26 protein-coding genes and 1 tRNA gene are annotated in these 23003 nt (G+C 46.8%); 2 read left to right on the top strand and 25 right to left on the bottom strand.

The features are described 5' to 3' along the window. Positions 1–51: 51 nt before the first annotated feature. From ACOBQJ_RS00765 to ACOBQJ_RS00705, 13 genes are all read right to left on the bottom strand, one after another. Positions 52–891, bottom strand: a complete 840-nt coding sequence (locus tag ACOBQJ_RS00765; protein ID WP_421069802.1) for a metal ABC transporter permease — start codon at positions 889–891, stop codon at positions 52–54. Next, on the bottom strand, positions 891–1709 hold the full coding sequence (locus ACOBQJ_RS00760) for a metal ABC transporter ATP-binding protein (RefSeq protein WP_421069801.1): 819 nt from the start codon (positions 1707–1709) through the stop codon (positions 891–893). The genes ACOBQJ_RS00765 and ACOBQJ_RS00760 overlap by 1 nt, the downstream gene beginning before the upstream one ends. Further along, complete coding sequence (locus ACOBQJ_RS00755) at positions 1706–2620, bottom strand: metal ABC transporter substrate-binding protein (protein WP_421069800.1); 915 nt, start codon at positions 2618–2620, stop codon at positions 1706–1708. Before ACOBQJ_RS00755 ends, ACOBQJ_RS00760 begins: the two co-directional genes overlap by 4 nt. A gap of 29 nt (positions 2621–2649) precedes the next feature. Then, positions 2650–3075 carry a Fur family transcriptional regulator gene (locus tag ACOBQJ_RS00750; protein ID WP_421069799.1) on the bottom strand — a complete coding sequence of 142 codons (426 nt, stop codon included), beginning with the start codon at positions 3073–3075 and terminating at the stop codon, positions 2650–2652. Between the two features lie 162 nt (positions 3076–3237). Beyond that, the gene (locus tag ACOBQJ_RS00745) at positions 3238–4464 is read right to left on the bottom strand and encodes a glycosyltransferase family 4 protein (protein WP_421069798.1); all 1227 of its coding nucleotides are present in this window, start codon (positions 4462–4464) and stop codon (positions 3238–3240) included. Positions 4465–4578: 114 nt separating this feature from the next. After that, entirely contained in the window at positions 4579–5037 is a 459-nt protein-coding gene (locus tag ACOBQJ_RS00740; RefSeq protein ID WP_421069797.1) for a hypothetical protein, read from the bottom strand. A 102-nt stretch (positions 5038–5139) separates the two neighbouring features. Beyond that, positions 5140–5610, bottom strand: coding sequence for an HAD family hydrolase (locus ACOBQJ_RS00735; RefSeq protein ID WP_421069796.1), 471 nt, complete (start codon positions 5608–5610; stop codon positions 5140–5142). A 2-nt stretch (positions 5611–5612) separates the two neighbouring features. Then, entirely contained in the window at positions 5613–6215 is a 603-nt protein-coding gene (locus tag ACOBQJ_RS00730; protein WP_421069795.1) for an FmdE family protein, read from the bottom strand. 271 nt (positions 6216–6486) lie between these two features. Further along, entirely contained in the window at positions 6487–7590 is a 1104-nt protein-coding gene (locus ACOBQJ_RS00725; protein ID WP_421069794.1) for a 6-phosphofructokinase, read from the bottom strand. Positions 7591–7740: 150 nt separating this feature from the next. Further along, a complete protein-coding gene (locus ACOBQJ_RS00720) occupies positions 7741–10488 on the bottom strand; it encodes a UPF0182 family protein (protein WP_421069793.1) in 2748 nt (915 codons plus the stop codon). Positions 10489–10518: 30 nt separating this feature from the next. Then, positions 10519–10707: a hypothetical protein gene (locus tag ACOBQJ_RS00715; RefSeq protein WP_421069792.1), complete on the bottom strand. Its 189-nt coding sequence runs from the start codon at positions 10705–10707 to the stop codon at positions 10519–10521. A 197-nt stretch (positions 10708–10904) separates the two neighbouring features. Continuing rightward, positions 10905–11582 carry a deoxyribose-phosphate aldolase gene (gene deoC / locus ACOBQJ_RS00710; RefSeq protein WP_421069791.1) on the bottom strand — a complete coding sequence of 226 codons (678 nt, stop codon included), beginning with the start codon at positions 11580–11582 and terminating at the stop codon, positions 10905–10907. 22 nt (positions 11583–11604) lie between these two features. Further along, complete coding sequence (locus ACOBQJ_RS00705; RefSeq protein WP_421069790.1) at positions 11605–12543, bottom strand: D-alanine--D-alanine ligase; 939 nt, start codon at positions 12541–12543, stop codon at positions 11605–11607. A 143-nt stretch (positions 12544–12686) separates the two neighbouring features. Between ACOBQJ_RS00705 and ACOBQJ_RS00700 the strand changes: the two genes are divergently transcribed. Beyond that, positions 12687–12761: transfer RNA gene (locus ACOBQJ_RS00700), tRNA-Trp, on the top strand. A 48-nt stretch (positions 12762–12809) separates the two neighbouring features. On the opposite strand, the gene ACOBQJ_RS00695 is transcribed toward ACOBQJ_RS00700, so the two are convergent. The 6 genes from ACOBQJ_RS00695 to fusA form a co-directional block, all read right to left on the bottom strand. Then, positions 12810–13373: a hypothetical protein gene (locus tag ACOBQJ_RS00695; protein ID WP_421069789.1), complete on the bottom strand. Its 564-nt coding sequence runs from the start codon at positions 13371–13373 to the stop codon at positions 12810–12812. 341 nt (positions 13374–13714) lie between these two features. After that, positions 13715–13906, bottom strand: coding sequence for a hypothetical protein (locus ACOBQJ_RS00690; RefSeq protein WP_421069788.1), 192 nt, complete (start codon positions 13904–13906; stop codon positions 13715–13717). A 255-nt stretch (positions 13907–14161) separates the two neighbouring features. Beyond that, on the bottom strand, positions 14162–14302 hold the full coding sequence (locus ACOBQJ_RS00685; RefSeq protein ID WP_421069787.1) for a hypothetical protein: 141 nt from the start codon (positions 14300–14302) through the stop codon (positions 14162–14164). A gap of 56 nt (positions 14303–14358) precedes the next feature. Next, complete coding sequence (locus tag ACOBQJ_RS00680; protein ID WP_421069786.1) at positions 14359–14652, bottom strand: hypothetical protein; 294 nt, start codon at positions 14650–14652, stop codon at positions 14359–14361. 423 nt (positions 14653–15075) lie between these two features. After that, a complete protein-coding gene (locus ACOBQJ_RS00675) occupies positions 15076–15270 on the bottom strand; it encodes a hypothetical protein (RefSeq protein ID WP_421069785.1) in 195 nt (64 codons plus the stop codon). 71 nt (positions 15271–15341) lie between these two features. After that, the gene (gene fusA / locus ACOBQJ_RS00670; RefSeq protein ID WP_421069784.1) at positions 15342–17357 is read right to left on the bottom strand and encodes an elongation factor G; all 2016 of its coding nucleotides are present in this window, start codon (positions 17355–17357) and stop codon (positions 15342–15344) included. A 316-nt stretch (positions 17358–17673) separates the two neighbouring features. Between fusA and spoVB the strand changes: the two genes are divergently transcribed. Continuing rightward, positions 17674–19281 carry a stage V sporulation protein B gene (gene spoVB, locus ACOBQJ_RS00665; protein WP_421069783.1) on the top strand — a complete coding sequence of 536 codons (1608 nt, stop codon included), beginning with the start codon at positions 17674–17676 and terminating at the stop codon, positions 19279–19281. A gap of 90 nt (positions 19282–19371) precedes the next feature. On the opposite strand, the gene ACOBQJ_RS00660 is transcribed toward spoVB, so the two are convergent. The 6 genes from ACOBQJ_RS00660 to ACOBQJ_RS00635 all read right to left on the bottom strand — a co-directional run bounded on the left by ACOBQJ_RS00660 (position 19372) and on the right by ACOBQJ_RS00635 (position 22995). Next, positions 19372–19932, bottom strand: coding sequence for a class I SAM-dependent methyltransferase (locus ACOBQJ_RS00660; RefSeq protein ID WP_421069782.1), 561 nt, complete (start codon positions 19930–19932; stop codon positions 19372–19374). 145 nt (positions 19933–20077) lie between these two features. Then, on the bottom strand, positions 20078–20836 hold the full coding sequence (gene surE, locus ACOBQJ_RS00655) for a 5'/3'-nucleotidase SurE (protein WP_421069781.1): 759 nt from the start codon (positions 20834–20836) through the stop codon (positions 20078–20080). 12 nt (positions 20837–20848) lie between these two features. After that, on the bottom strand, positions 20849–21037 hold the full coding sequence (locus tag ACOBQJ_RS00650) for a YpmA family protein (protein WP_421069780.1): 189 nt from the start codon (positions 21035–21037) through the stop codon (positions 20849–20851). Between the two features lie 60 nt (positions 21038–21097). Beyond that, positions 21098–21658, bottom strand: a complete 561-nt coding sequence (gene folE, locus ACOBQJ_RS00645; protein WP_421069779.1) for a GTP cyclohydrolase I FolE — start codon at positions 21656–21658, stop codon at positions 21098–21100. A gap of 34 nt (positions 21659–21692) precedes the next feature. Next, positions 21693–22430: a 7-carboxy-7-deazaguanine synthase QueE gene (locus ACOBQJ_RS00640; protein WP_421069778.1), complete on the bottom strand. Its 738-nt coding sequence runs from the start codon at positions 22428–22430 to the stop codon at positions 21693–21695. 1 nt (position 22431) lies between these two features. Beyond that, positions 22432–22995, bottom strand: coding sequence for a DUF366 family protein (locus tag ACOBQJ_RS00635; RefSeq protein ID WP_421069777.1), 564 nt, complete (start codon positions 22993–22995; stop codon positions 22432–22434). Between the last annotated feature and the right edge of the window lie 8 nt (positions 22996–23003).

Below are 23003 nucleotides of genomic sequence, written 5' to 3'. Positions count from 1 at the left end.
GACATAAGAGGATTGCAATAATTTCTCACGTCTTACGTCCCACGTCACAATTTAGGCAAACCTTGGTTTAAGAACAAGTGTAATAAGATAGAATAACGCAGCGACTAAAGCAATTGTCGCGCCTGTGGCCGTTGCCCAGTAGAATGACAGCAGGAGCCCCGTTATGCCGGAGGCCAAAGTTATTAACACCGAAATAACATGGTACTGTCTCATGTTGGCGGACACATTGCGGGCGGCGGCGGCAGGCAGGATTAAAAACGAATTTATAATCAGGATGCCCACCCACTGTATTGAGATCGTAACTACAACAGCGGTGGCTATACAGAACAGCGTTTCCACCAGGCGGACCGGAATGCCCCTGCTGCGGGCCAGGGTCGGGTTAACGCTGACCATAAGAAATTTATTAAACATGGTTGCCCAGAGCAGAATTATTGCTGCCAGGGCAATTGCAAGCAGGTACATCTCTTTAGGGGTGATGCTTAAAACATCGCCGATGAGGAAACGGGAAAATTTGGCAAAGCCCCCGCCGCGTGATAGTATAACTATGCCCAGCGCCACCATGGCAGCGGAAACGGCGCCGATAACAGTATCTGTTGATGCAGTCGTATAGTATTTCAATAGCGATATGGCTATGGCCAGGAGAACAGAAAAAATAATCATGATCCACAAAGGGTCCTGAAAACCCATGAGAATACCTATCGCTATGCCTGTCAGGGCGGAATGGCCGATAGTGTCCGAATAGAAAGCCATCTTATTGTTTACGATCATGGTGCCCATGATGGCAAACATCGGCCCCACCAGTAAAACAGCCAGCAGGGCGTTCTTCATAAAAGTGTGATGAGCCCAGGCAAAAGGCAAAAGCCGGTCAATTATTAAGTACCATACATCCATCAGGCGCCAACCCCTTCATTTTTATCTTCATCTGAGGCTGACCGTTTTCCTCCAATGCTTTCCTGGTAGACAAAGCCATAGGCCCGTAATATTTTTTCGTTGTTAAAAACCTCTTCCGGGGTGCCCTGGCACTGTAGTGTACGGTCAATAAACACTACCCTGTCAGCATGCCGCGAGACTACCGCCAGGTCGTGCGACACTAAAATGATTGACAGGTCGTAATGCTGGCGCAGGTTGGAAACTATGTTATAAAATATTTCCCTGCCGTTTGGATCAACACCGGATACCGGCTCATCCATAAGAAGCAGATCCGGGCAGGGATCAAGCGCCAGGGCCAGGAGGACCCTCTGCAGTTCGCCGCCTGATAAATCCCCCAGGCGTCTTTCTAACAGGTGTTCAGCCTGGACAACCGATAAACTGGCGGCTGCATGTTCTCGCTGGCGGGTTGAATGGCCCAAAAAGATCGGCCTGGCTGACAGTCCTGCTGAAAAAAGGTCCAGAACGCTGATTGGAGCGCCGGGATCGAACTCAAGTTTTTGCGGGACATAGCCTAGCAGGGGTTTTCTGGTATGGCAGTCCTTGATATCCAGAAACCGTAAAGTGCCTGAATGGGGGATTTCTCCCATAATAGCCTTGAGCAGCGTTGTTTTGCCCGCTCCATTAGGGCCGACCAGTGCCGTCAGTCCACCACAGTGAATATGCAGGTTGATGTCCCTCAGGATTTCGTTTTTGCCTATGGTGACGCCGAAAGACTTCAGCTTTGTACAGCACAGGCCGCAGGCTTTTGACTGTTTCTTCACAATTGGTTTCTCGTTCATTGGTTTAGAGCCTCACGCAAAACATCCATATTTTTTTCCATGGTTTTTATATAGGCGTCCGGTTCCAATTCTCCTGTGGCTGCCGGGTCAAGTATGTATAGCTTTACTCCGGTCTCACGGGCAATAGTTTCAGCGGACTTTGCCGGATACTGAGGTTCAGCGAAAATAACCTTTGTGCCGGTCTCATTAATTATATCAATAGTCTCCGCCAGCTCAGCCGGGATGGGTTCGGAACCGGGCTCTCTTTCTATGACAGCGGTTATGTTCAGGTTGAATTCCCTGGCAAAGTAAGGAAAAGCTTCGTGGAAAGTGATGATCTCCCGGCTGCCGGAATCGTCTATGACCTGGTGCATCCTTACCCGGAGGTCCTCCAGCTTGGCAGCGTAAGCTTCAGTATTTGCTTTGTATTGAGCGGCGTGTCCGGGATCAAGCAGAGCAATCTGTTCTCCGATATTTTTTACCTGCAGTATGGCATTGGTGATGCTGACCCAGACGTGGGGGTTATATTCATCCCCTTCACTTTTTAGCAGAGGTATACCTCTGCTGGCATCAATTATCTTTAATTCAGGCAGTTGACTGACTATCTTATCTATAAATGACTCCATTCCCGCCCCGTTTATGATCAGGATGTCAGCTTCGCTCATTTTTTTCAAGTCATCCGGGCTCAACTGGTAATCGTGAAGGCACCCCGTGACAGGAGGGGCAATATTGACAAGCTTCACGTCAGGTATGTCCCTGGTAATATTCAAGGCCTCAATGTATATCGGATAAAATGTTGTGTTGATAACAATTGTTTTTGCATCATGTTCCTTACTGTTGTTTGCCGGCTGAATTCCACACGCGGTAAGAAAAGACAGTAAAAAGGCGAGCGCTGCAAATCTGACTAACAAAAAAGATGCTTTCTTAAACATTTTTTCACATCCTTTAGTCTTAAACTTTACTATCCTGCTTCACCACGGCAGGACGGGCAGTAACCGTATATTTCAAACGCATGCCCCACAATTTGGTACCCCTTGTCTTTTAAAACACCTGTGTGTTTTTCCAGCATGCACTTTTCGAGGCAGACGGCTTCGCCGCAGCCGAGGCATATCAAATGATGGTGGTGGTTTTTAAGGATTTCAAACCTGCTCTTTTCACTGTTTTTAAGATTAATTTGAATTACGCACCCTATATCAGCAAGCAGGTTCAGGTTGCGGTACACTGTGTCCAGGCCGACATCAGGGTACTTATTTCTGACAATTTCAAGAACGTCTTTTGCCGTCGGCGGTTTGTCCGGTACAAGCAGTGCTGCGATAATAGCCCTGCGCTGCGGCGTTATTTTGAACCCCCTGGCCTTTATTTGCTGTAGTATTTCTGCTTCTTTCATAATGCCTCCAAATAAGAATATTCCTATTTAATAATATTAATATTAACGCCTGTCCTAAATTATGTCAAATAAAAAACCGGCATTTTGCCGGTTTTTAGCAGGTATGGTGGTTAAACCAGGTTTGGCAGTATTCTGTTGTGAGCCGTCTTCTACTTCTAAAAATTATTTTGGCCCTTGAGAAGATCGTTTGCTCTCATCTATCTTTACGTGACCCGCTTCACAGTCATCTTTAAGGCTTCGGTAGCATTTTAACAGCATTGATGTACAGTTGGCCGAATCAAGCCTTTCGGCATTCTTTTCTGCTTTTTTGCCCATTTCCAACCTAAGTTGTTCGTTGTTCAGGAGTGTGATAATCTTATCCGCAAACTGCTCAGCGGCCAGGTCTGTCAGGTAACCGTCAACACCGTCTTCGACCATTTCCGATACACCATAAGCGCGTACTGCCACCACCGGCAGCCCGGCGGCCTTGGCCTCGGCTATCACAATACCCTGGGTCTCGGTTACTGATGAAAAAACAAACAAGCTTGATCCCGCGTAGCAGTTGATTACGTCTTGCGGTGTCAGGGTGCCCGTGAAAATAACGCTGTCACCCAGGTCCAGGTCCACAGCCATATTTTTGAGCTCTTCCTCTTCGGGACCACCTCCCACAATCACCAGTACCGAGTTTTTAACATTATTTTTTATTATTTTAAAACTCTCCAGTAGAAATGGAATATTTTTTTCCTGGCCCAGCCTTCCTACAAAAAGAAGTACCTTATCGCCGGCGGAGACACTATAATGTTTCTGGAGCCATTCTCTTTCCCCTTTTTTGTATTCGGCGGTCTTAATGCCTGTAGGTACAACTTTAAGATCGGTCTTAACGCCGATTTCTAACAGGTAGTTAGCCACGATGCCTGTAGGCGCTATCACCAGGTCACACAGGTTGCAAAAATCCCGGCTCACTTTTTGGGCCAGGTCTTTTGACACCGACTGCGCAATCTGAGCAATATCTTTTGAGCCGGACTGGGCAAAAGGTACATAATGCACATACTGTTCATACAGGGTGTGGTACGTGAATACGAGGGGCACGTCGATTTTCCTGGCGTACCTGGCGCCAAGACGCCCCAGCAGGAAAGGTGAATGCACGTGGATCAGGTCAAGGTTGAGCTGTTTAATTGTCGGCCTCAGTTTTAAGGAAAAAGGAAGAGCCAGTGTAAAGTCAGGGTTGGTCGGCGATGGTATGGAAGCGAAGCGAAAAACCCTGCTTTCGCTGCTGCAGTTCTTATAGCTCGGGGCGAATATATAAACTTCATGGCCCAACCTGGTAAGTTCTTCATTAAAGGTCTGGATAGAACGAACGACGCCGCTTGTATATGGTAAATAACTATCAGTGAAAACACCTATTCTCACTTAGCATCCTCCAAAGTAGTTTTCTGTGGCTTATTTTAACACAACGCCTGCTTTACAGCAAGTTTGGCCATATTTCCCGGCCTGTATGGCAATCTATTATTATTCCCATTTCTCTTAATTGTATACATGGGTCTTAGCCCGGATTCTCCACCCGCCGCCGGTTTTTATTAAAAAGTACCTGACAGTGCTGGAATAAACCATTCCCGATAACTCGTCTTTTTCAAGGATCTCAGCACAGGCCGCTCCTTCCTGATGAGATATAACTACCACGTCAATGCGCCCGGCGCTGGTAATATATTCCCAGTCGTTGGGCCTGCTTACGAAGCGCCACCCGCTGTCGCCGAGCTCATTAAGAAGATCGCCCGTATAGTATGCCGTTAGCAGGCTCTCCATTTCCTGCCTGGAAGAAGCATGCAGCCAGCTCGTGTCTTCAACCGCGCCTTTCACAACTTTAGCAATTTCAAATTCAATATCTTCTTTAACCGGGGTATTGGGTTGAACCGGTTCCGCCCCAGCCATTACTGCAGTCATTAAGGATATAACGAGGACAATGGCAAATATTCTATTGAACATTAAAGGCACCCCGCTTTATTTAATAAATACGGTGTGCCGCAGTAAAAATCCTTCCATATTATGGAATTATTTATTTACTTGTACGATGGCCGGATAAAAACCTTATCGCCTTAGAGTAGCAACCAGCCTCTGGGGATTTAAAAACAAATCCAGACCGTCATTGATGTCTTTAACAACCACATCCGCCGCCATTAAAGCCCTGGCGCAAGTCCCTTCCGGCCCTGTCACGGCGATCCCCAGCGCCGCTCCTTCAAGCATCAGGACATCGTTGGCGCCGTTGCCGATAGCCGCGGTTTCCCGAATGCCCAGGTTTTCAATAAACTTTAGTTTTTCACCGGACCCTATTGGTCCTTTAAGTACGATCACCCTGGCGAGCACAGTTGAACAAGCAGATAAGACAGTTCCAAAAGTATCTGCAGTTAGTATATAAATATCAAGGGAACCTGCCAGGGAATTTAATTTTTCCTTCACTCCGGGAATCAGGGCGCCGTCCAGGGCGATTGTGCCGTTGAAATCAAGGACGATATTTTTAATAATAAGTCTCTCCAGGCCCGGGATGTCTATAGTTATCAAATCTAGATCTCTCCCTCACAAGGGATGCAGACCACCCTGCCGTCTTTAAGCCTGGCCCTGGGCTCCATAACACCTTCGCCGCACACACTGCACTGCAGGGTTTGATATATTGAGGCCGGGCGTGGCAGTTCAATTGCCACCCTTCTAACATCGAACACCTCTGAACCCGCGCTGAGGATGCTTTTTATGCGTTTCTGGAGCGCTTCACGGTACAGCGCCCGGTCCTTCTCGGTGGCAGAGGCAGAGGCCGCCCGCTCTTTAAGTGTCCTGAAATCAGGGTCAAATGTGGCGCCATATTTTACGGCAACCCTGACCGCGTTGCTGTCCTTCCGCCTGGCTATCGTATATACAGACTTGCCGAGATCCTTGTAGAACAGGTTGCCTTTTCCAAAACTGCAACCCGCCAGGGTCTGCAGCGCGTCTACGCCGCAGGAGTTGTGCTCCACTATTGCTATCAGTTCCTCATCAACAGAGCGATCAGTGCCAAGCTCCTGCAGCGCGAGTTCGGTGGCACGGTAACCAATAGCCAGCCCCGGGCACTCATGCCCGTGAAATTCCACTGTTTTCTCCCAGCTGGTTTTATTCTCGCATCCATATTTATCCACTACTGTCACCACCATATCATCTAGATTTTTAAACAAATTGACAGGATTTACAGGATCAAAAAATTTAAAAAAATATTTATATCACAAGATTTACAGGATTATTAAGATTAACAAGATTATAAACAATTATTAATTAGACGTTTTATGGTGATAAAAATTGTTTTACTCCAAAATGTTTCTACCTTGGGAGTCAGTAATAAAACGTTAATTATTAAATAAAAAAATCTTGTTAATCAATTTAAATCTAGTTAATCCTGTGAAATTGTTTTTATCAGTCACCGAAGCATATGCCAACCTGTTTTGCGGTGCGTACCATGTCACCGTCTTTGGGCACGAGGCGAATTTCACCCACAGCGTCCGCCAGCGGTACAGACTGTATATTGGGAGTGCGCAGGCATACCATTTCACCAAAGTTGCCGCTCATAACAAGGTTTACAGCTCCGGCGCCGTAACGGGTTGACAGGATCCGGTCAAAGGCGGTCGGCGTCCCCCCTCTCTGGAGATGGCCCAGCACTGTTACCCGGGATTCCATTCCAGTAGCTTCTTCAATTTGCCTGGCCACTACGTTGCCAATACCGCCCAGGCGGATTGGGTCAAAACTTTCTTCCACCATTCTCTGCACGACTATTTCGCCGCCTAATGCTTTAGCTCCCTCGGCCGCTACCACAATGCTGAAGAGCTTCCCGTTATCCCGCCGCTGGTTTATCTTTTCATATACTGTATCCATTGAAAAGGGGATTTCCGGAATAAGTATTACATCAGCCCCCCCGGCGATGCCGGCCTCCAGCGCAATCCACCCCGCGTAGCGTCCCATGACCTCGAGCACCATTACCCGGTGGTGTGACTCAGCCGTAGTGTGCAGCTTGTCTATGGCTTCGGTAGCGGTATTTAGGGCTGTGTCAAAACCAAAAGTCTGGTCGGTTGCAGACAGGTCGTTGTCAATGGTTTTGGGCACGCCGACAACCGGGAGACCCTTTTTTTCGTAAAGCTCCCTGGCGATACTCAGGCTTCCGTCGCCACCGATCACGATCAGGGCGTCTATTCCCTGGATATTTATATTTTCAATAACACGGTCTGAAACATCCCTGAAAACTTTTTGTCCATTGATAACCATCTGGTATTTAAAGGGGTTGTCCCTGTTGGTAGTGCCCAGGATGGTTCCGCCGCGCGGCAAAATGCCGACCACGTCGTTCATGGTCAAGTCACGCGCCCTGTTCTGGATCAAGCCGCCGAAACCGTTTTCAAATCCGACGACAGATAACCTGTAACTACCTATCGCAGTTTTAACTACCGCGCGGATAACCGCGTTTAAGCCCGGGCAGTCCCCGCCGCCTGTCAGCACGCCGATACGCCTGATCTTCCCGCCTGGAGCCATCTGCTTTAACCTCCCTCAAACATTTAAATGATATACGGACTGACACTTTAAAAAAAAGCGGCCGGCGCCGGGCCGACAGCTTTTATTGCAGTTGTTTAAATGATGAGCATATATTGGAACGCCGGCATCATATGAATATTTTTTTAAGTTTTACGGCTGGCTCTCTGCTTTGGATACAAGGTCAGCCAGCGTCTGCTTCAACTTGCTTAAAGATTCTCCATAACCTGCCCAGTCGCCGTTCTTAAGCTTGTTTTGCGCCTCATCGTACAGCTTGCTGGCGCTTTTAGCGAGGTCGGCAATACTTGCGGCGGGGGCGCCCGCTTGGGGCTGCTGTACCTGCGGCTGCATAATCCCCGTACCTTCTCCGAATATTTTCTGAAGAGCTATTTCAAGCGTCGGTTCCATAACCACCATTTCCCCGTGCGCCACAATAACCCTGCGCAACTCGGGCATTCTGCTCTGCTCGGCCTGCAGGTAAATAGGCGCGACATAAATAAGCGCGTCCTTAACAGGTATAACCAGCAGGTTTCCCCTGATTACGCTGGAGCCTCGCTGGTTCCACAAAGATAACTGCTGTGATATGGTAGTGTCCTGATTAAGCCGCGCTTCAATCTGAGTAGGGCCGTAAACAAGCTCCTGCTTGGGGAAGTTATATGATAAAAGCTTGCCATAATTTTCGCCGTCAGACCTTGCGGCCATCCAGGCGATCATATTCTTTTTGTTCTGTGGAGTAAAAGGCAGGATCAGGACAAATTCCGGCTCATTGTCTCCAGGCAGCTCTATAATCGTGTAGTACGGCTCGATTTGCTTTTCTTCTTTACCCAGGGTTTCAGTGGCGACGTTCCACTTGTCTTCCCTGTTGTAAAATACCAGCGGGTCTTCCATGTGGTAGACGGCATACATCTCCGCCTGTGTCCGGAAGAAATCTTCCGGATAGCGGATATGTTTGTGAAGGTCTTCGGGCATTTCTTCCAAAGGTTTGAACATGCCGGGGAAGATTTTGCTGTATGTCTGGATCAGCGGGTCATTTTCGTCGCTGATATAGAAATCGACCTGCCCGGTATAAGCGTCAACCACGACTTTTACAGAATTGCGGATGTAGTTGTTTACCTTATCAAACGGCTCGGAATACGGAAACTTGTTTGTTATTGTATAAGCGTCCCACATCCAGTAGAGCTTTCCGTTGCTCAAAACTATATAAGGGTCATCATCGTATTTCAGGAACGGGGCGATCTTGGGCACTCTCTGCTTAATGTTGCGGTAGTATAAGACCCTGCTGTTGTTGTCGACTTCGCTGGAAAGGAGTATTTTATAATCTCCCATTGCCAGTGCGAACATCGCCCGCCGCAGGAAGTCGCTTACCTTAACGCCGCTCTCCCCTTCATAAGTGGAAAGGACGTTGACGTCACCCTGCGGGAAGTTAAACTCCTGCGATTTTGTGTTGACCAGGACGTACTGGTCTGTCCTCTCTCCGTAATAAATTTCCGGGCGCTCTACTTTTAAGTCGGTATTGCCTGCGGGTGGTATGTCTTTCAGGAAAAAGGTGGGGAGCCCTTCCGTGGTAAGCTCGTTGACCGGGCTCATGGCGATCCCGTAACCGTGGGTAAAGAAAAGCCTCTGGTTAACCCAGGTTTTCGCCTGGGCCGGCAGGTGTTCCTGGTTGAGATCTCTGGGCGCCAGCATCACCTGGCGGTAACGGCCGTTAATTGTGTAGCGGTCAATATCAATATCAGTAAATTCATAATACAGACGTATCTCTTGCAGCTGCCCGTAAGTCTGTTTTAGCTGCTCCCAGTCCCAGAGGCGGATGTTGTTGATCGTGTCCTGGTTGGCCCGGATATCTCCAGCTGTTAAAATTCTGCCGGCTGGGAAGCTTTTTTTCTCAATTTTATCAAGGTCGTAAGCCATCCGTGTATATTGAATGTTTCTCTCCAGGTATGGCCTTTCTATCACCGCTTCATTCGGTGTTACCACAAATTTCTGGATGAAAGCCGGGTAAAGCCCGCCCAGCGCTATGGACGCTACCAGGAGGACGCCGATGCTGTATACTATCAGCCTGAATTTACGGAGGAACAGGTTGATTAAAATAGCGAGGGCGCATATCAGGGCGATAACAGCCAGGACCTTGTAGGCTATAATAGTGGCGTGGGTCGTTGTATAGCCCGGCCCCCAAACTGCGCCGCGGTGAACAAAAAGAAGGGCATATTGTTCCAACAGGTATCCCACAGATTTGATAATAAAGAAAACCGCGGCCAGGAAGGAAAGGTGGTAGCGTGCTGAAATGTTTTGCAGCAGCCGGCCCGGACTCCCCTGCACGAAATTGATCACCAGGTATACAATAGCAACCCAGAAAGCGGTCACCAATACTGCCATGCTGGCCACATTGTACAGGAAAATGTAAAAAGGCAGCTGAAATACATAAAAACCGATGTCTTTTTGAAAGACAGGGTCATTAATGCCAAAATTACTTGGGTGCAAAAATTGCTGCAGGATAATCCAGTCCTTGGCTACAGATAAATTAAAAAGTATAGCCATAACAAAACTAATCCCTATAAACAGCAAAAGCAAAAAACGGGGTGTGATAAGCTGGTTTAGAGGAGCGTTTTGGATTGTAAGCAAATCTTCCTCTTTGATAACAGTCGCTTTCTGTGTTGCCTTGAGCAGGGGACCGCGTGTTATATACAGGTTAATAAACAGAAACACAAACAAGGCCAAACCGACTGCAAACCGGAGACCTATGTCAGATATTAATATTGTTGTGAAAATCTTTTGGTAGTTCAAGGATTGGAACCAGAGCCAGTCGGTATAAAGCCTGGCCCCGGACAAGGCAAGAACAAATAAGATGAATACTGTCGCCAGTATCAAAAAGTTTATTATCTTGCGAAGGTTATTCTGCAAATATTCTACCTCCTGATAACAATTGCTTTATTACATAGGTTTGGGTATCTTTTGCTGGCCGTCCGCTTCGTGCTTTAGTTTCGCCTGGCACCGCAGGCATACCGACATAGGCTTTTTCTTCGGCATATCGTCATCGTCGTCGTCATCTTCAAGAGGATCGGCGCTTGACAGCACTTCTTCATCAATAGGCATCCCACACAGCATGCAGCGTATCTTCAAAACAATCACCCCTGTTATTTTTTATGAGCTTTAGAAGGATATTTCGCTGTCGTTTGGCATAATTCCTGCTCAAATAAAAAATAACGGGGTATCCTCTGTTTAATTTAGCACAGCTTTAGTTTAACCATCTTTGTCAAAATGTAGTTAAGACAATGTTAAAAAAAGTCCGGCTATTTAAAGGCCGGACTTTTTTAACCCTATTTTATCAACTCATTTATTATGGCGGGGCCTGAACTGGTGCCAATTCTTGCCGCGCCGGCTTCAAGCATGGAGAGCGCCGCTGCCAGGTCTCTGATACCGCCCGAGGCTTTAACGCCGACGCTGGCGCCGACGGTCTGTTTCAGCAAGGCCACGTCAGCTATTGTGGCGCCGCTTTTGCCCCATCCGGTGGAGGTTTTAACAAAGTCCGCGCCTGACTCGACAGCCAGGCGGCAGGCTGTCATTTTCTCTTTTTCAGTTAGAAGGCAGGTTTCAAGAATTATCTTTACTACCGTGGCCTGGTTGGCAAGCCTGGCGCTTTCCACAACTCCGGTCAGGTCCGAACTCACCAGGTCAAGCAACCCGCCTTTCAAAAAACCAATGTTGATAACTACGTCCAGCTCAGCCGCGCCGCTCCGTACAGCTGACGCCGCCTCGAGAGCCTTGGTCAGCGGGGCGCTTGCCCCCAGGGGAAAACCAATTACGGAGCAGACCGCCACGGGTGATCCGGCAAGTTCTTTACTTGCTGTGGAAATATAACACGGGTTAACACAAACAGAAGCAAAACCATAATATTTCGCCTCGCCGCATAGCCGGACGATATCATCAGGCAAGGCGTCAGGTCTCAACAGAGTATGGTCTATCTTCCCGGCCAATTCCGATCTTGTGAACTGCATATCAGTCTCCAAAACTAAGCGGTTATTTTTCCAGGGCCAACCTGACCAGAGTTTCTATAAGGTCCGGAAATTCAATCCCGGCCGCCCTTGCAGCGTCAGGGAAAAGGCTGGTTGCGGTCATACCCGGTATAGTGTTTATCTCAAGGATATAAGGTGATCCGACGCGGTCCAAAATGAAATCGACCCTGGCCAGTCCACGGCATCCAATTGCTTTATAAGCGCTGACAGCCAAGTCTTTTATCATATTCTGACGTTCCCCGGAAATCCTGGGCGGGATGATGTGATCGCTCATTCCCGCGGTATACTTGGCATCATAATCGTAAACACCGGTGGCAGATACAATCTCAATAAGAGGCAGAGCTGCGGGATTGTCGTTGCCCAGCACTGATGCCGTCAGCTCAACGCCTTCAATAAACTGCTCGACCAGGGCTGCGGGATCGTATTTAAAAGCAAGCTCAAAAGCCGCTGCAAGTTCGTCTTCCTGTCTTACAAACGAAATTCCGATTGTTGACCCCTGGGTCGGAGCCTTTATCACCAGCGGCAGGCCCATTTCCCGCACCAATTGGCCGCAAATATTTCCCAATCCTTCTGCACTTGCCTCTGATTTGCTTATTGTTTTAAAGCGAGGTGTCGGCAGCCCTTCAAAAAGCAACATTTTTTTAGTCGCTGTCTTATCCATGGCCAGGGCGCTGGCAAGGACCCCCGAACCGGTATAAGGGATATCCAGCATCTCGAGCATACCCTGTATCGTGCCGTCTTCACCGTACCTGCCGTGCAGCGCCAGAAACGCCAGGTCAATGCCTGCCGCCTTTATCTTTTCAACAACATCAAAGCCGACGTCTATTTTCACTGCGGGGTAGCCTTTAACCTGAAGAGCGCTGAAAATAGCATCGCCAGTCCGGAGAGAAACGTCCCTTTCGGATGATCTGCCGCCCATTAAAACACCAATTTTAGGCGCCACTGCACTCACCTCCACAAAATTATTTAACCTGGACTGATCCTATTATATTCGTTCCTATTCAAGAAAATCCTCCGGTGACAGTGTTTTCCCTTGACTGAAAAGACACGTTTTTTATATAATATAAAACGTAGTAAACATGGCACAGGGGAGTAGCTCAATGGTAGAGTACTGGTCTCCAAAACCAGGTGTTGCAGGTTCGAGTCCTGTCTCCCCTGCCAAAATGTCAAGCCCTGGGGGCTTTTTTTTATATCCAACCTTATCTTTGCCTAATCAGCTATGTAAGCAAAGCTGTAAAGCGCGGAGCAGTTTTTATAAAAATCCCTTGCCGCTATTTCCTCGCAAATGTCTTTCAGATCCTGTTTTAGTTCCTCGCTATAATCCGCGTTGATTTTCAAGGCCTGCTCGTAATCAGAATACACTTTATTGTAGAGCTCATCCAGGCCCTTGAAAATAATTTCACTCCAAAATTTAAGCCAATCGTGCACCAGCACAATTTCAATAATACGCTCTGATAATTTTTCTTTTAGTGTTTTATTGGAAACCAGGGTTTTACTGTCTAGAATTTCCGATTCTACTATGTATAGCGCATTTTCCCGGCACTCCTTAACTTTTTGCGGAGAAGTCTTCAAAGCCTCGTGGTGCAGCAATTTCCAGGCTGCATAAGCTTCCGGCAAAGTATGTCCGGGATATTCCGATTGTTTCCCCGCTCCCCCGCCTTCTTTGATAGGCTGAGGAATCAGCCCCCATGCAACATAATTTTTTAAAGTCCGTTCAGTAATATTAATACCAAAAGCAGATAATTCTTCCTGAACCATGCCGAGCAGCATCATAAAAAATCTCCTTGTAATTCTTGCAATACAATGCAATAAATAATTCATGGTAGTAATTAATGATAAAGCTTGTATTCAGAAGTGTCAAGTATATGTGAAATAGTTGTTTCATAGATAAAGAGATAACAATACAAACTTTGATTCGGATCAATTATGCATGAAATAGCCATTTCGTATATAGCCATGATAATTTTTATTTTTCTTAAAGACAACAGCCCCTGCTGCTGTTATTGATGCCTTTGTGAAATAAAAAACCACGATCGCTGAAACCGTGGCTTTATACTGACAAAAAATACTGAAACAACGGCAAATTTTCTTTTTTTGTATATAATACCTCTTCCTCATTTTACGAAAAAACAATCTAACGGGCATTCTTCGTCTTTTCCATCACATGGATCCGGCCATACAAAACGCTCAAGGTAATAAAGGCATACCTTTGCTTCATCGTACCCGGGACAGGTGGATGGGTACTTTGTTTTTTCAGGATGCTGGCAGTATGAGCAGCCCATGAGAGAAGAGCGGCATATTATCATTTAGTATCTTCCTTTTTATGAATTTTATAGGATTATTATACAACAGACCGGATTATCCTCCTTTATATAAAAAAATATACAGTATACTTATAATATCAATAAAAATTTACAGATATCGGCTTGTCAGCCGTATTACTATAGAATGCTTTTTAATAAAGAAAATATTACTGCCATACCGGCAATAATTAAAAAAATAAATGATTTTTCCCACGTGCTGTACTCGTATTTTTCTGCAGCCGCAGAATTGTTTGCCCCTCACCCGCTGCCGTTCCCGCTCAGGTCCATGCCTGCCGAATCGCAGCGAACTTCCGGCTGGGCATATACAATGGGTGCAGAAGATGCGCTTATATTAAAAAATATTGTAAATACAAAAATCAGTGCAAAAAATAATTTCATTTTTAACTCCTCCGTACTGCCTGCAGAAAACATGTTCATCAATTTCCCAAGGTGGTTTACTGCATTCCCTGTGCCACCGGGTAGGCCTGCTTTACATCAAAACTGTGGCCCGGCGCAAAAAATATATTGGCCAGGAAGACAGCGGCCATGTCGAAATGATAATCTTCTAAAAAGTCAATCGGAGTTATAAAGGACCGCAGAAGAAGAAAAAGATACTTCTTCTCCTTTTTGGGCATGTCCCGCCATACTGTCGGCCAGAGAGTCTGCTCCGCTTTTTTAGAAAGCTCGTCAGTCGGCTCGCTCAGCGCCTTGGCCAGCTCTTCCATGGTCCAGTGGGATAAGTCGTACATTTGGTTCACCTGCCGGATAAATAAAATGATTGCCTTTTCTTTTTAAGAGGTTAAATTTCTTTGCATATTACTCGGTATAATTTTCATTTTCTTTATAAATCCCTTAAATGATTTTGAAAATCCGCAAGATGAAAGAGCCGCTGCAAATCCGGTGAGGCAGCGGTTCTTTTTAAAAGTTTATTAATAATTAATTTTACAAAGGGAAGAATACAAAACAAGGAGCGTGAGAAACATGACCAGGTGTCCCCTTGCTAAAGACAAGGTCAATAACAGTAACGCTTTAAACGAAATAAGTTCCGAAATAACCTGCCAGTATAAATACATATGCATAGACAACCATAATTGCGTTATGAAAGCAAACAAAAAACCGAATATAAAACATCCAATTTAATCTTGTAAGCTTGGACATTTACCAATTAACGACTAAAAATCTACGCCTTCTTTTATTTCCTCAAGCATGATATCAATAGCCCTGGCAAAAATACCGTTGAAAACGCTGAAAAGTTCCAGTGGAGTTATGTCGTCAGTTATTTCAATAGATAAGTCGGCCATCGCCCTGTTGATATAATCGGCCCCTTTGCTTTTGTAATGCACAAAATAACTTAAATCCATCTCCATGTTATTACGTCTCCTTTTTTTATATTAGATTTGTGCAAAATAAAAAAGCGGGATTAAACACCCGCTTTTCTTTATTTTTCAGCCTCAGCCTCAGCCTTTGCTCTTTTTATGATATCATCAGCCTGGCGGGCTGGCACTTCTTCATAGCTGCTGAATTCCATAGTGAAATAACCACGCCCCTGAGTCATTGATTTAAGGTCTATGGCATAGCGGTACATTTCCGAGAGAGGAACAGTGGCCCTGATTTTTGTAAGCCTGCCAATCTGCTCTGTGCCGAGCACCCGACCTCGTTTAGTGTTGAAATCACCTATTATATCTCCCATGAAGTTTTCCGGCACCACAGACTCCACGTTCATAATCGGCTCAAGTATGATTGGCTTGGCTAGCAGGGCTCCTTTTTTAAAGGCCAGTGAAGCCGCTATTTTAAAAGCAAGTTCAGAAGAGTCCACGTTATGGTATGAGCCGTCGTACAGCGTGGCCTTGATTCCGGTAGTGGGATAGCCGGCCAGCACTCCTTCCAGCAACGCTTCACGCAGGCCTTTTTCTACAGCCGGGAAGTACTGCCTGGGGACTGAGCCCCCGAATATATCCTCTTCAAAAACGAAATCCTCTTCTGGACAGGGCTCAAAGCGTATCCAAACATGTCCGTACTGTCCCCTGCCGCCTGATTGTTTCTTGTGTTTGCCCTCAACCTCCACCTTGGAGCGGATAGTCTCCCGGTAAGGCACTCTCGGGTCAGCGGTCACTACATCCACGCCAAACTTTCGTTTAAGTTTCTCGATCATGGTATTGATGTGAAGCTCGCCCATACCGGTCAGCAGCGTCTGCTTTGTTTCAGCATTTTTTTCCACTCTCATGGTGGGGTCTTCCTCTAAAAGCTTGGAAATGGCGTCCCCCAGTTTATCTTCATCGTTTTTGCTTTTGGGCGCGATAGCCACGGTCAGCGTGGGGGTCGGGAATTCAACCCCTTCAAGTACGACCGGTTTGTCTTTTTCACAAAGGGTGTCGCCCGTGCCGGTGTCCTGCAGCTTAACTACAACAGCCAGGTCTCCGGTAGGAACTGAGTCTGTTTGAACTGTGTTCTTGCCGCGCACAAAGAGGACATTGCCAATTCTCTCATTTTTTTCCTTCGTGCTGTTGAGGACCGTTGAATCACTCTTGAAATTGCCGCTGTACACGCGCAGGAAGTTCATTTTACCAACATACGGGTCGGCAATAGTTTTAAATACCAGGGCCGACATTTTTCCTTCACTTGCCTCCGGCGCGGGCATATAACCTGCCACAACATCCATCAACTGGGCGGCGCCCATATTCTTTGTGGCGGAGCCTGCTAAAACTGGAACCACCTTGCGCAGGGCGATACTTTTTTTCAGGCCGTCTTTTATTTCTTCTGGAGTTAATTCTTCACCTTCCAGGTATTTCATGGTCAGGTCGTCGTCTCCCTCAGCCGCTGCTTCAATCAACTGCTCCCTGTACTGGGCGACCTCATCGGCAAGCTCAGGCGGGATGGAGATTTCTTTTCCTTTTCCAACCCCTTCGTAAGCAGTGCCGTTAATTATATCCACTACGCCGGTGAAAGTGTTGAAAGAACCAATAGGTATTTGAACCGGCACAAAATTAGTTTTAAATTTTGCTTTGAGATCATCCAGTACTCTTTCAAAATTTGCATTTTCACGGTCCATTTTATTTATAAACACAGTTCTGGGCAGGTTGTATCCATCTGCAATATCCCAAATAACCTCATGCTGGACTTCAACGCCATCAACGGCTGATACTACGAACATGGCGGCGTCCGACACTCTAAGGGCGCCTTTGACCTCACCGATAAAATCCGAAAATCCGGGAGTGTCAAGCAGGTTAATCTTGACGCCGTTCCACTCACATGGCACCAAGCTGGTATGAATGGTAATTTGTTTTGCTACTTCCTCCGGGTGGTAGTCGGAAGCTGTTGTGCCGTCCTCCACCCTGCCCAGGCGAGATAGGATCCCGGTATTAAAGAGCATTGCCTCTACCAGGGAGGTTTTACCGGCTCCGCCGTGCGCTACCACCCCAAGGTTGCGTAATTGACCGGTTTGATAGTTCTTCAAAATTAGTGCCTCCTTTTGTAAATAATGGTTCCCCTAAATAGATTTTATATACTTATTTAAAACCAAAACTGGGCTAAACTGGATAAAAAACAAAAAAGAAGAACCCCCTGAGAGTTCGACGGTTTTTTTAATAAACGTCTCAAGTCTAACCCCATATAAAGCCTCTATTAAAAATGGTATTTCTACAGTAGTTTGCCAAAATCCTTGTTTTTTAAAAAATATGAGACTATTTTTCATAAAAAAATCATATGTGCAAGTAATTATTATTCATAGGTAAATAAAGGTTGAATAGATATTACCAGGAAAGTCTGTCCCCATGCCGCGCAGGTACGGACATGCTGCCGTGCTGCAGGCCGTGCGGGAGTTGAAAGGACCTGTGATGTCTAAACAATCTTTCATTTATGGCGCCCTGGTACTGCTCCTGGCCGCTTCTTTTAACCGGGTCCTCGGTTTTATTTACCAGGTGTTGATGGTACGGCTAATCCTTCCCGAGGGATTGGGCCTCTTTGCCATGGTTTATCCTGTTTATGTTTTAATAATTGTCCTGGCCACAGCGGGTATACCGGTAGCCATAGCCAAGCTTGTGGCTGAGGAAATGGCCAAAAATAACCTGACAGGCGCTTATAGAATATTTTTTACCTGTTTTGTGTCCTTAATACTGACCAGTGTCCTGTTCAGCTCCCTCTGCTACCTGTGCGCGCCGTTTTTACTTGCGTATGTGTTTCCAAACCCCAGGGTTTACTATATCTTCTTAAGCCTGCTGCCGGGAGTAATCATTGTGGCGCTGTGCTCGGCCCTGCGGGGTTTTTTCCAGGGTCTTCAGCAGATGAAACCCACAGCTGTGAGCCAGTCTTTTGAACAGCTGGTCAGAGTGATATCCGGTCTCTTTTTAGCCGGCCTGCTTTTACCCAGGGGCGTGGAATACGCTGCTGTCGGCGCCTCGCTGGGAATCATTGCCGGGGAATTTTCAGGGTTTCTGTTAATGGCTGTTTTCTACTTTAAATACCGGCCCCTGATACCGCGCGATGCCCGACGCCTCCCGGCCGAACGCCCTGGCATAATGGCGGCCAGGATATCAAGCCTGGCAGTCCCGGTCACCCTGACACGATTTGTCTCGACACTGTTTTTATCGCTGGACGCCATAATAATACCACAGCGCCTGCAGGTCTGCGGTCTCAGCCTTGCCGGCGCCACCGCCGTATACGGACAGTTTGTGGGCATAGCCCAAAGCCTCCTTTTCATACCGGGCATCATTACTATATCTCTGGCTACTGCATTAGTCCCGGCTATTTCCGACGCTATCTCTTTAAAGAATATTCAGCTGGTACGAGCCAGATGTGAAACAGCAGTCAGAATAACTTTGCTGGCCGGCATACCCTTTGCCGTTATTTTTATATTGCTTGGCGATAAGCTCTGCGGGCTCATCTTTGGTTACCCGGAGGCCGGTGACAGCTTAAAAATACTGGCCCTGGGAGGTCCTTTCCTGTACCTGCATCAGACTACCACCGGTATTCTCCACGGTATGGGCAGGGCGGCTCTGCCTTTCAAAAACCTTGTCATCGCCTCACTTCTTAAAATTAGCGGCATTTACTATTTAACCGGGATGCCGCACCTGGGCATTCAGGGCGCCGCTGCCGCCACAGCGGCGGCCTGCGCTGTGATGGCTGTTTTAAACCTGGTTGATATCAGAAACCTGAGCGGGTTTAAAATCAACTATCACCAAGTCATATTAAAACCGCTCACAGCAGCAGCAGCCATGAGCGCGGTAATCTTCTTCTCGTACAACATTTTGCATGATCAGACGGCACCCGAGTCAATTGTAGTTATGAGCTCTATGGCCGCGGGGTTTTTGGGGTACATGCTATTACTGGTTATCAACGGCGGCGTAAATAAAAAAGACCTGTTAATAATAAAAAACATGTAAAACGTATTCACAGGATTAACAAGATTTTTAAGATTAACAGGATTTTTAAAAATGTAATTTTGGTGTTAAAAACATTATTATAATTAAATTTCAGGCATTTAATACAACACAATAGTAATTGCTGCCTAAATTAAATTCCTTTATCAGGGTAAATCCAGCCCCCCTGCATATTGCGGCAACCTCACCCAGATCAAGGCGAGGTGCGTTCGGAGGTCCTATGAGAGTATTTTTATGAAGTTCTATGATTGAAAGTTTAGCTGTACTCTTCATAATTCTTTTTACTTCAGCTAAAAAAGCAGTTTTATTTTCGATTTCATGTAAGACGGTAACTAAAATTATAAAATCCACCGAACCATTTTCAATATCAAAACTGTTGCCTGTAACTTTCATGGTTTTAATATTAAGCAGATTCTGGTCCACTGCCTTTTCTTTAATAATTTCCAGGAACTCATCTTTTATTTCCAAAGCATAAACCAAATTTTTAGTTATTTGGGCCGCGGGAATTGTAAAAATACCCGTCCCTGCTCCAATGTCGCAGAAAACATCGTGCTCACCCAAACCAATTTTATTTAACGTTTCTTTTGGTCTTAATTCTGCTAATTTCTCTGGACTTTCTAATGCATCTTGAAGGTGTTTAAGGTGGTTCATCATGTGCCCCTTCCTTTTTTATGATCAGGGCAAAATAATTTTGGCTGTTTTCAAGTCATTATGATTAATTAAATAATCTTGTTAATCCTGATGGTCCTGTTAATCTTGTGATAATGTTTATAAGCAGATAAAATTATTCTAAAGGGGGCTAGCCCTCTAATTTTTTGCATATGTTTTTCAGCTTATCCATGAAGCCGTAGTCTGTAAGGTCAAAATGGATTGGAGTAATCGCAACATAGCCTTCCCGGACAGCCCATACGTCCGTCTCCGGATCATCTATATCCGAGTCAAAAGGTTCACCGGCCATCCAGAAATAAACCCTGCCTCTGGGGTCGGTCCTCTTATCAAAAATATTAACATACCGCCTGTGGCCGAGCCTGGTTACCCTTATGCCCCTTGGTTCACAGGGGGGCGTGTTAATATTTAAAAGGGTTCGCGGCCCGAGTTCGCCGGACAGTACCGCAACAATCTTCTTGATTAGTTTTCCTGAAAACGTAAAATCGTTGTAATCACGGCTGGCCAGGGAGATCGCTATGGAAGGAATGTCGTTGATGATCCCTTCAACAGCGGCGGAAACCGTACCTGAATAAAGCACGTCCGTGCCGAGGTTCGGTCCAAAATTTATCCCTGATATAACAAGGTCAGGCGGTTCCGGCAGCAGGGCCTCCAGGCCCAATTTGACGCAGTCTGCGGGCGTGCCGTCAACTTCCCAACCGACAGTGCAGGAGCCGGGGTAAGTCCATTCCTTAACCCTTAGAGGCCTGTAAACTGTGATTTTGTGTCCGGTGGCGCTTCTTTCGCGATCCGGCGCCACTACAAAGACCTGGTGCTGGTCCTGCAGGGATTTTCTCAATTCGTTCAGGCCGTCCGCCTGGATGCCGTCGTCATTGCTGATTAGTATTCGCATAAGGCTTCTCCATTAAATTTCATAGACGGAAATACTCATAGTATCATTTGACTTGTCTTTGGTCAGCCCGAAAATAACTTTTTTATCTTTCAGTGTTTTATTTAAAAAGTCTACCACCCTGTACATCTCGTCATAAGATTTGAAACTTTTTGAAGCGATAAGCTCGAGTTTTCCTTCCTCTGGATGTTCATTATCGGCCATATTTAGAATTGTCCACCTCCAGCTGGAATTTATTCAGATATCAGCGCGGCTGTAAAACTCTTAACCTTTTATCAAAGAAAAGGCCTCGGCCCTGGTGGCTTCATTTTTCTGAAAACCGCCTCTGACCGCTGATGTTACAGTTTTTGATCCGGGCTTTTTAATTCCGCGGAAGGTCATGCACATATGCTCCGCTTCAATTACCACCAGGACACCGTATGCATTTAACCGGTTCATGATACTGTCGGCGATCTGCGATGTGAGGCGCTCCTGCAGCTGAGGCCGCCTGGCGTAACCTTCCACGACCCTGGCCAGTTTCGACAGGCCGGTAACATTTCCCTTGCGGGGTATGTAAGCCACGTGCGCTTTGCCGTAAAAAGGCAGCAGGTGGTGCTCGCACATCGAATATAAAGGAATGTCTTTGACAATTACCATTTCATTATGCTGTTCGGAAAATACTTTTTCCAAGTGCACCTCAGGGTCTTCACGCAGCCCCTGAAATATTTCAGAGTACATCCTGGCAACCCTGGCCGGTGTTTCTATAAGGCCTTCCCTTTCGGGGTCCTCGCCAATCGCTTCCAGAATTAATCTTACCGCTTGTTTAATCTTTTGCTCGTCGAACATATCATCATCCTCTCCCCTTGGGGGAATTTACAGTTTATAAAAAGCCCATTATCTTGTGCGTCTGGGGTATTACGCGCACGTCATCGATTATGCTTAACGCCAGTTCCTGCAGCTCAAGCAAGTGTTTGGCTGCAACTGCCATTATGTTCCCTCCGGCGCTTACCGGCTGGATGACCAGGGGTACACCAGGGGCAGTGTCTTTTATCAGCTCAGCGGCTGTTATAACCTCTTCCGGGGGGGTTTTGTCTCCCGCCACGATCTTTACAAATGTATATTTAGAGGCAGCTGTTTTTAAAAAACGCCTGTGCGTTTCCCAGAGGGGGGCGCACCCGGTCATAGCGGGAAGTTTAAAATCCATCGCTACCATGTCGACGCAGTCAATTACTTCAGCCAGGGAGTCCGGCAGTGTCCCGTTTGTTTCCAGGTATATGCCTTGCCTGGTTCCCTTGATCAAGGGGGTAAGTTCTTTGACCAGGGACGGGTAAAGAAGCGGCTCTCCGCCGGTCAGGCTGACTGAATGGTGGCGGGAAAGATCAAGAGACGCTGTCGCTTCGGCTATATCAGCGGCGCCGAGGGGGTTTGCGATCAGTTTAAAATCACTTTTGCCGGGTGTTGCCTCAACGCGGCAGCACGCCGGAAATTCACCTGTTATAGTATCACAGTAAGCACAGCTGAGGTTGCAGCCATGCATCCTTATGAAAACCTGGCGGCATCCCACCAGCAGCCCTTCGCCCTGTATTGAGGAAAAGATCTCAGTAACAGGATATCTCATGTCATTTCACTCCCCGCACTTTGCAGCGGGCCATCCGGATGTCCGAGCACTCCCTGGTGTACAAATCACATATGGCAGCTCCTAATCCCGGCGCGTCTTGTTCAGTCAGCCCAAGGTCAGCCAGGCCGACTGCGGGTACGGGCACATTGTCGCTTAATATGTTCAAACCGGTATGGATCATGGTGGAAACCGGCGTCAGAGTTGCAATGGATACTGATAATTTTTTATCTTCATGGTACAGATCATCGCCGGACCGGCGCAGGGCCACCCCGGTGAATTGCTGCAACGTGTCTTTAATGATGGCCATCAAAAGCCTCTGTCTTACAATGGTCTTTTCCAGGTCCAGGTCAAAGTGCTCAATTATAAAATGCAGCATGTTTTCACTGTAAATGGGGGAATTATCGCGCACGTCCGCCAGGTCGACCATTTCTGAAAGGTTAACCTGGCACGGCCCCTGAAAAGAAACGATGCTGTCACCCTGCAGGCCAAAATTGCGAAAAGCCCACAGCGAACCCAGCTGGGTCCCGTCATATTTTATAATTTCACTGGTAAAGCGCTTCTTCACCCTTAATC

The sequence above is a fragment of the Pelotomaculum propionicicum genome (genome assembly GCF_048984525.1).
GTDB classification, from domain to species: domain Bacteria; phylum Bacillota; class Desulfotomaculia; order Desulfotomaculales; family Pelotomaculaceae; genus Syntrophopropionicum; species Syntrophopropionicum propionicicum_A.
This window is presented reverse-complemented; position numbering and strand designations above follow the sequence as displayed.

What these genes read in the sequence shown, in the direction of transcription:
- ACOBQJ_RS00695 (WP_421069789.1), bottom strand. Translation starts at nt 13,373, where the DNA reads ATGATGCTGCTCGGCATGGTTCAGGAAGAATTATCTGCTTTTGGTATT.
- spoVB (WP_421069783.1), top strand. Translation starts at nt 17,674, where the DNA reads ATGCCGCGCAGGTACGGACATGCTGCCGTGCTGCAGGCCGTGCGGGAG.
- ACOBQJ_RS00765 (WP_421069802.1), bottom strand. Translation starts at nt 891, where the DNA reads ATGGATGTATGGTACTTAATAATTGACCGGCTTTTGCCTTTTGCCTGG.
- ACOBQJ_RS00725 (WP_421069794.1), bottom strand. Translation starts at nt 7,590, where the DNA reads ATGGCTCCAGGCGGGAAGATCAGGCGTATCGGCGTGCTGACAGGCGGC.
- ACOBQJ_RS00760 (WP_421069801.1), bottom strand. Translation starts at nt 1,709, where the DNA reads ATGAACGAGAAACCAATTGTGAAGAAACAGTCAAAAGCCTGCGGCCTG.
- ACOBQJ_RS00675 (WP_421069785.1), bottom strand. Translation starts at nt 15,270, where the DNA reads ATGGAGATGGATTTAAGTTATTTTGTGCATTACAAAAGCAAAGGGGCC.
- surE (WP_421069781.1), bottom strand. Translation starts at nt 20,836, where the DNA reads ATGCGAATACTAATCAGCAATGACGACGGCATCCAGGCGGACGGCCTG.
- ACOBQJ_RS00755 (WP_421069800.1), bottom strand. Translation starts at nt 2,620, where the DNA reads ATGTTTAAGAAAGCATCTTTTTTGTTAGTCAGATTTGCAGCGCTCGCC.
- ACOBQJ_RS00680 (WP_421069786.1), bottom strand. Translation starts at nt 14,652, where the DNA reads ATGTACGACTTATCCCACTGGACCATGGAAGAGCTGGCCAAGGCGCTG.
- ACOBQJ_RS00685 (WP_421069787.1), bottom strand. Translation starts at nt 14,302, where the DNA reads ATGAAATTATTTTTTGCACTGATTTTTGTATTTACAATATTTTTTAAT.
- ACOBQJ_RS00740 (WP_421069797.1), bottom strand. Translation starts at nt 5,037, where the DNA reads ATGTTCAATAGAATATTTGCCATTGTCCTCGTTATATCCTTAATGACT.
- ACOBQJ_RS00650 (WP_421069780.1), bottom strand. Translation starts at nt 21,037, where the DNA reads ATGGCCGATAATGAACATCCAGAGGAAGGAAAACTCGAGCTTATCGCT.
- ACOBQJ_RS00660 (WP_421069782.1), bottom strand. Translation starts at nt 19,932, where the DNA reads ATGATGAACCACCTTAAACACCTTCAAGATGCATTAGAAAGTCCAGAG.
- ACOBQJ_RS00640 (WP_421069778.1), bottom strand. Translation starts at nt 22,430, where the DNA reads ATGAGATATCCTGTTACTGAGATCTTTTCCTCAATACAGGGCGAAGGG.
- deoC (WP_421069791.1), bottom strand. Translation starts at nt 11,582, where the DNA reads ATGCAGTTCACAAGATCGGAATTGGCCGGGAAGATAGACCATACTCTG.
- ACOBQJ_RS00750 (WP_421069799.1), bottom strand. Translation starts at nt 3,075, where the DNA reads ATGAAAGAAGCAGAAATACTACAGCAAATAAAGGCCAGGGGGTTCAAA.
- ACOBQJ_RS00690 (WP_421069788.1), bottom strand. Translation starts at nt 13,906, where the DNA reads ATGATAATATGCCGCTCTTCTCTCATGGGCTGCTCATACTGCCAGCAT.
- folE (WP_421069779.1), bottom strand. Translation starts at nt 21,658, where the DNA reads ATGTTCGACGAGCAAAAGATTAAACAAGCGGTAAGATTAATTCTGGAA.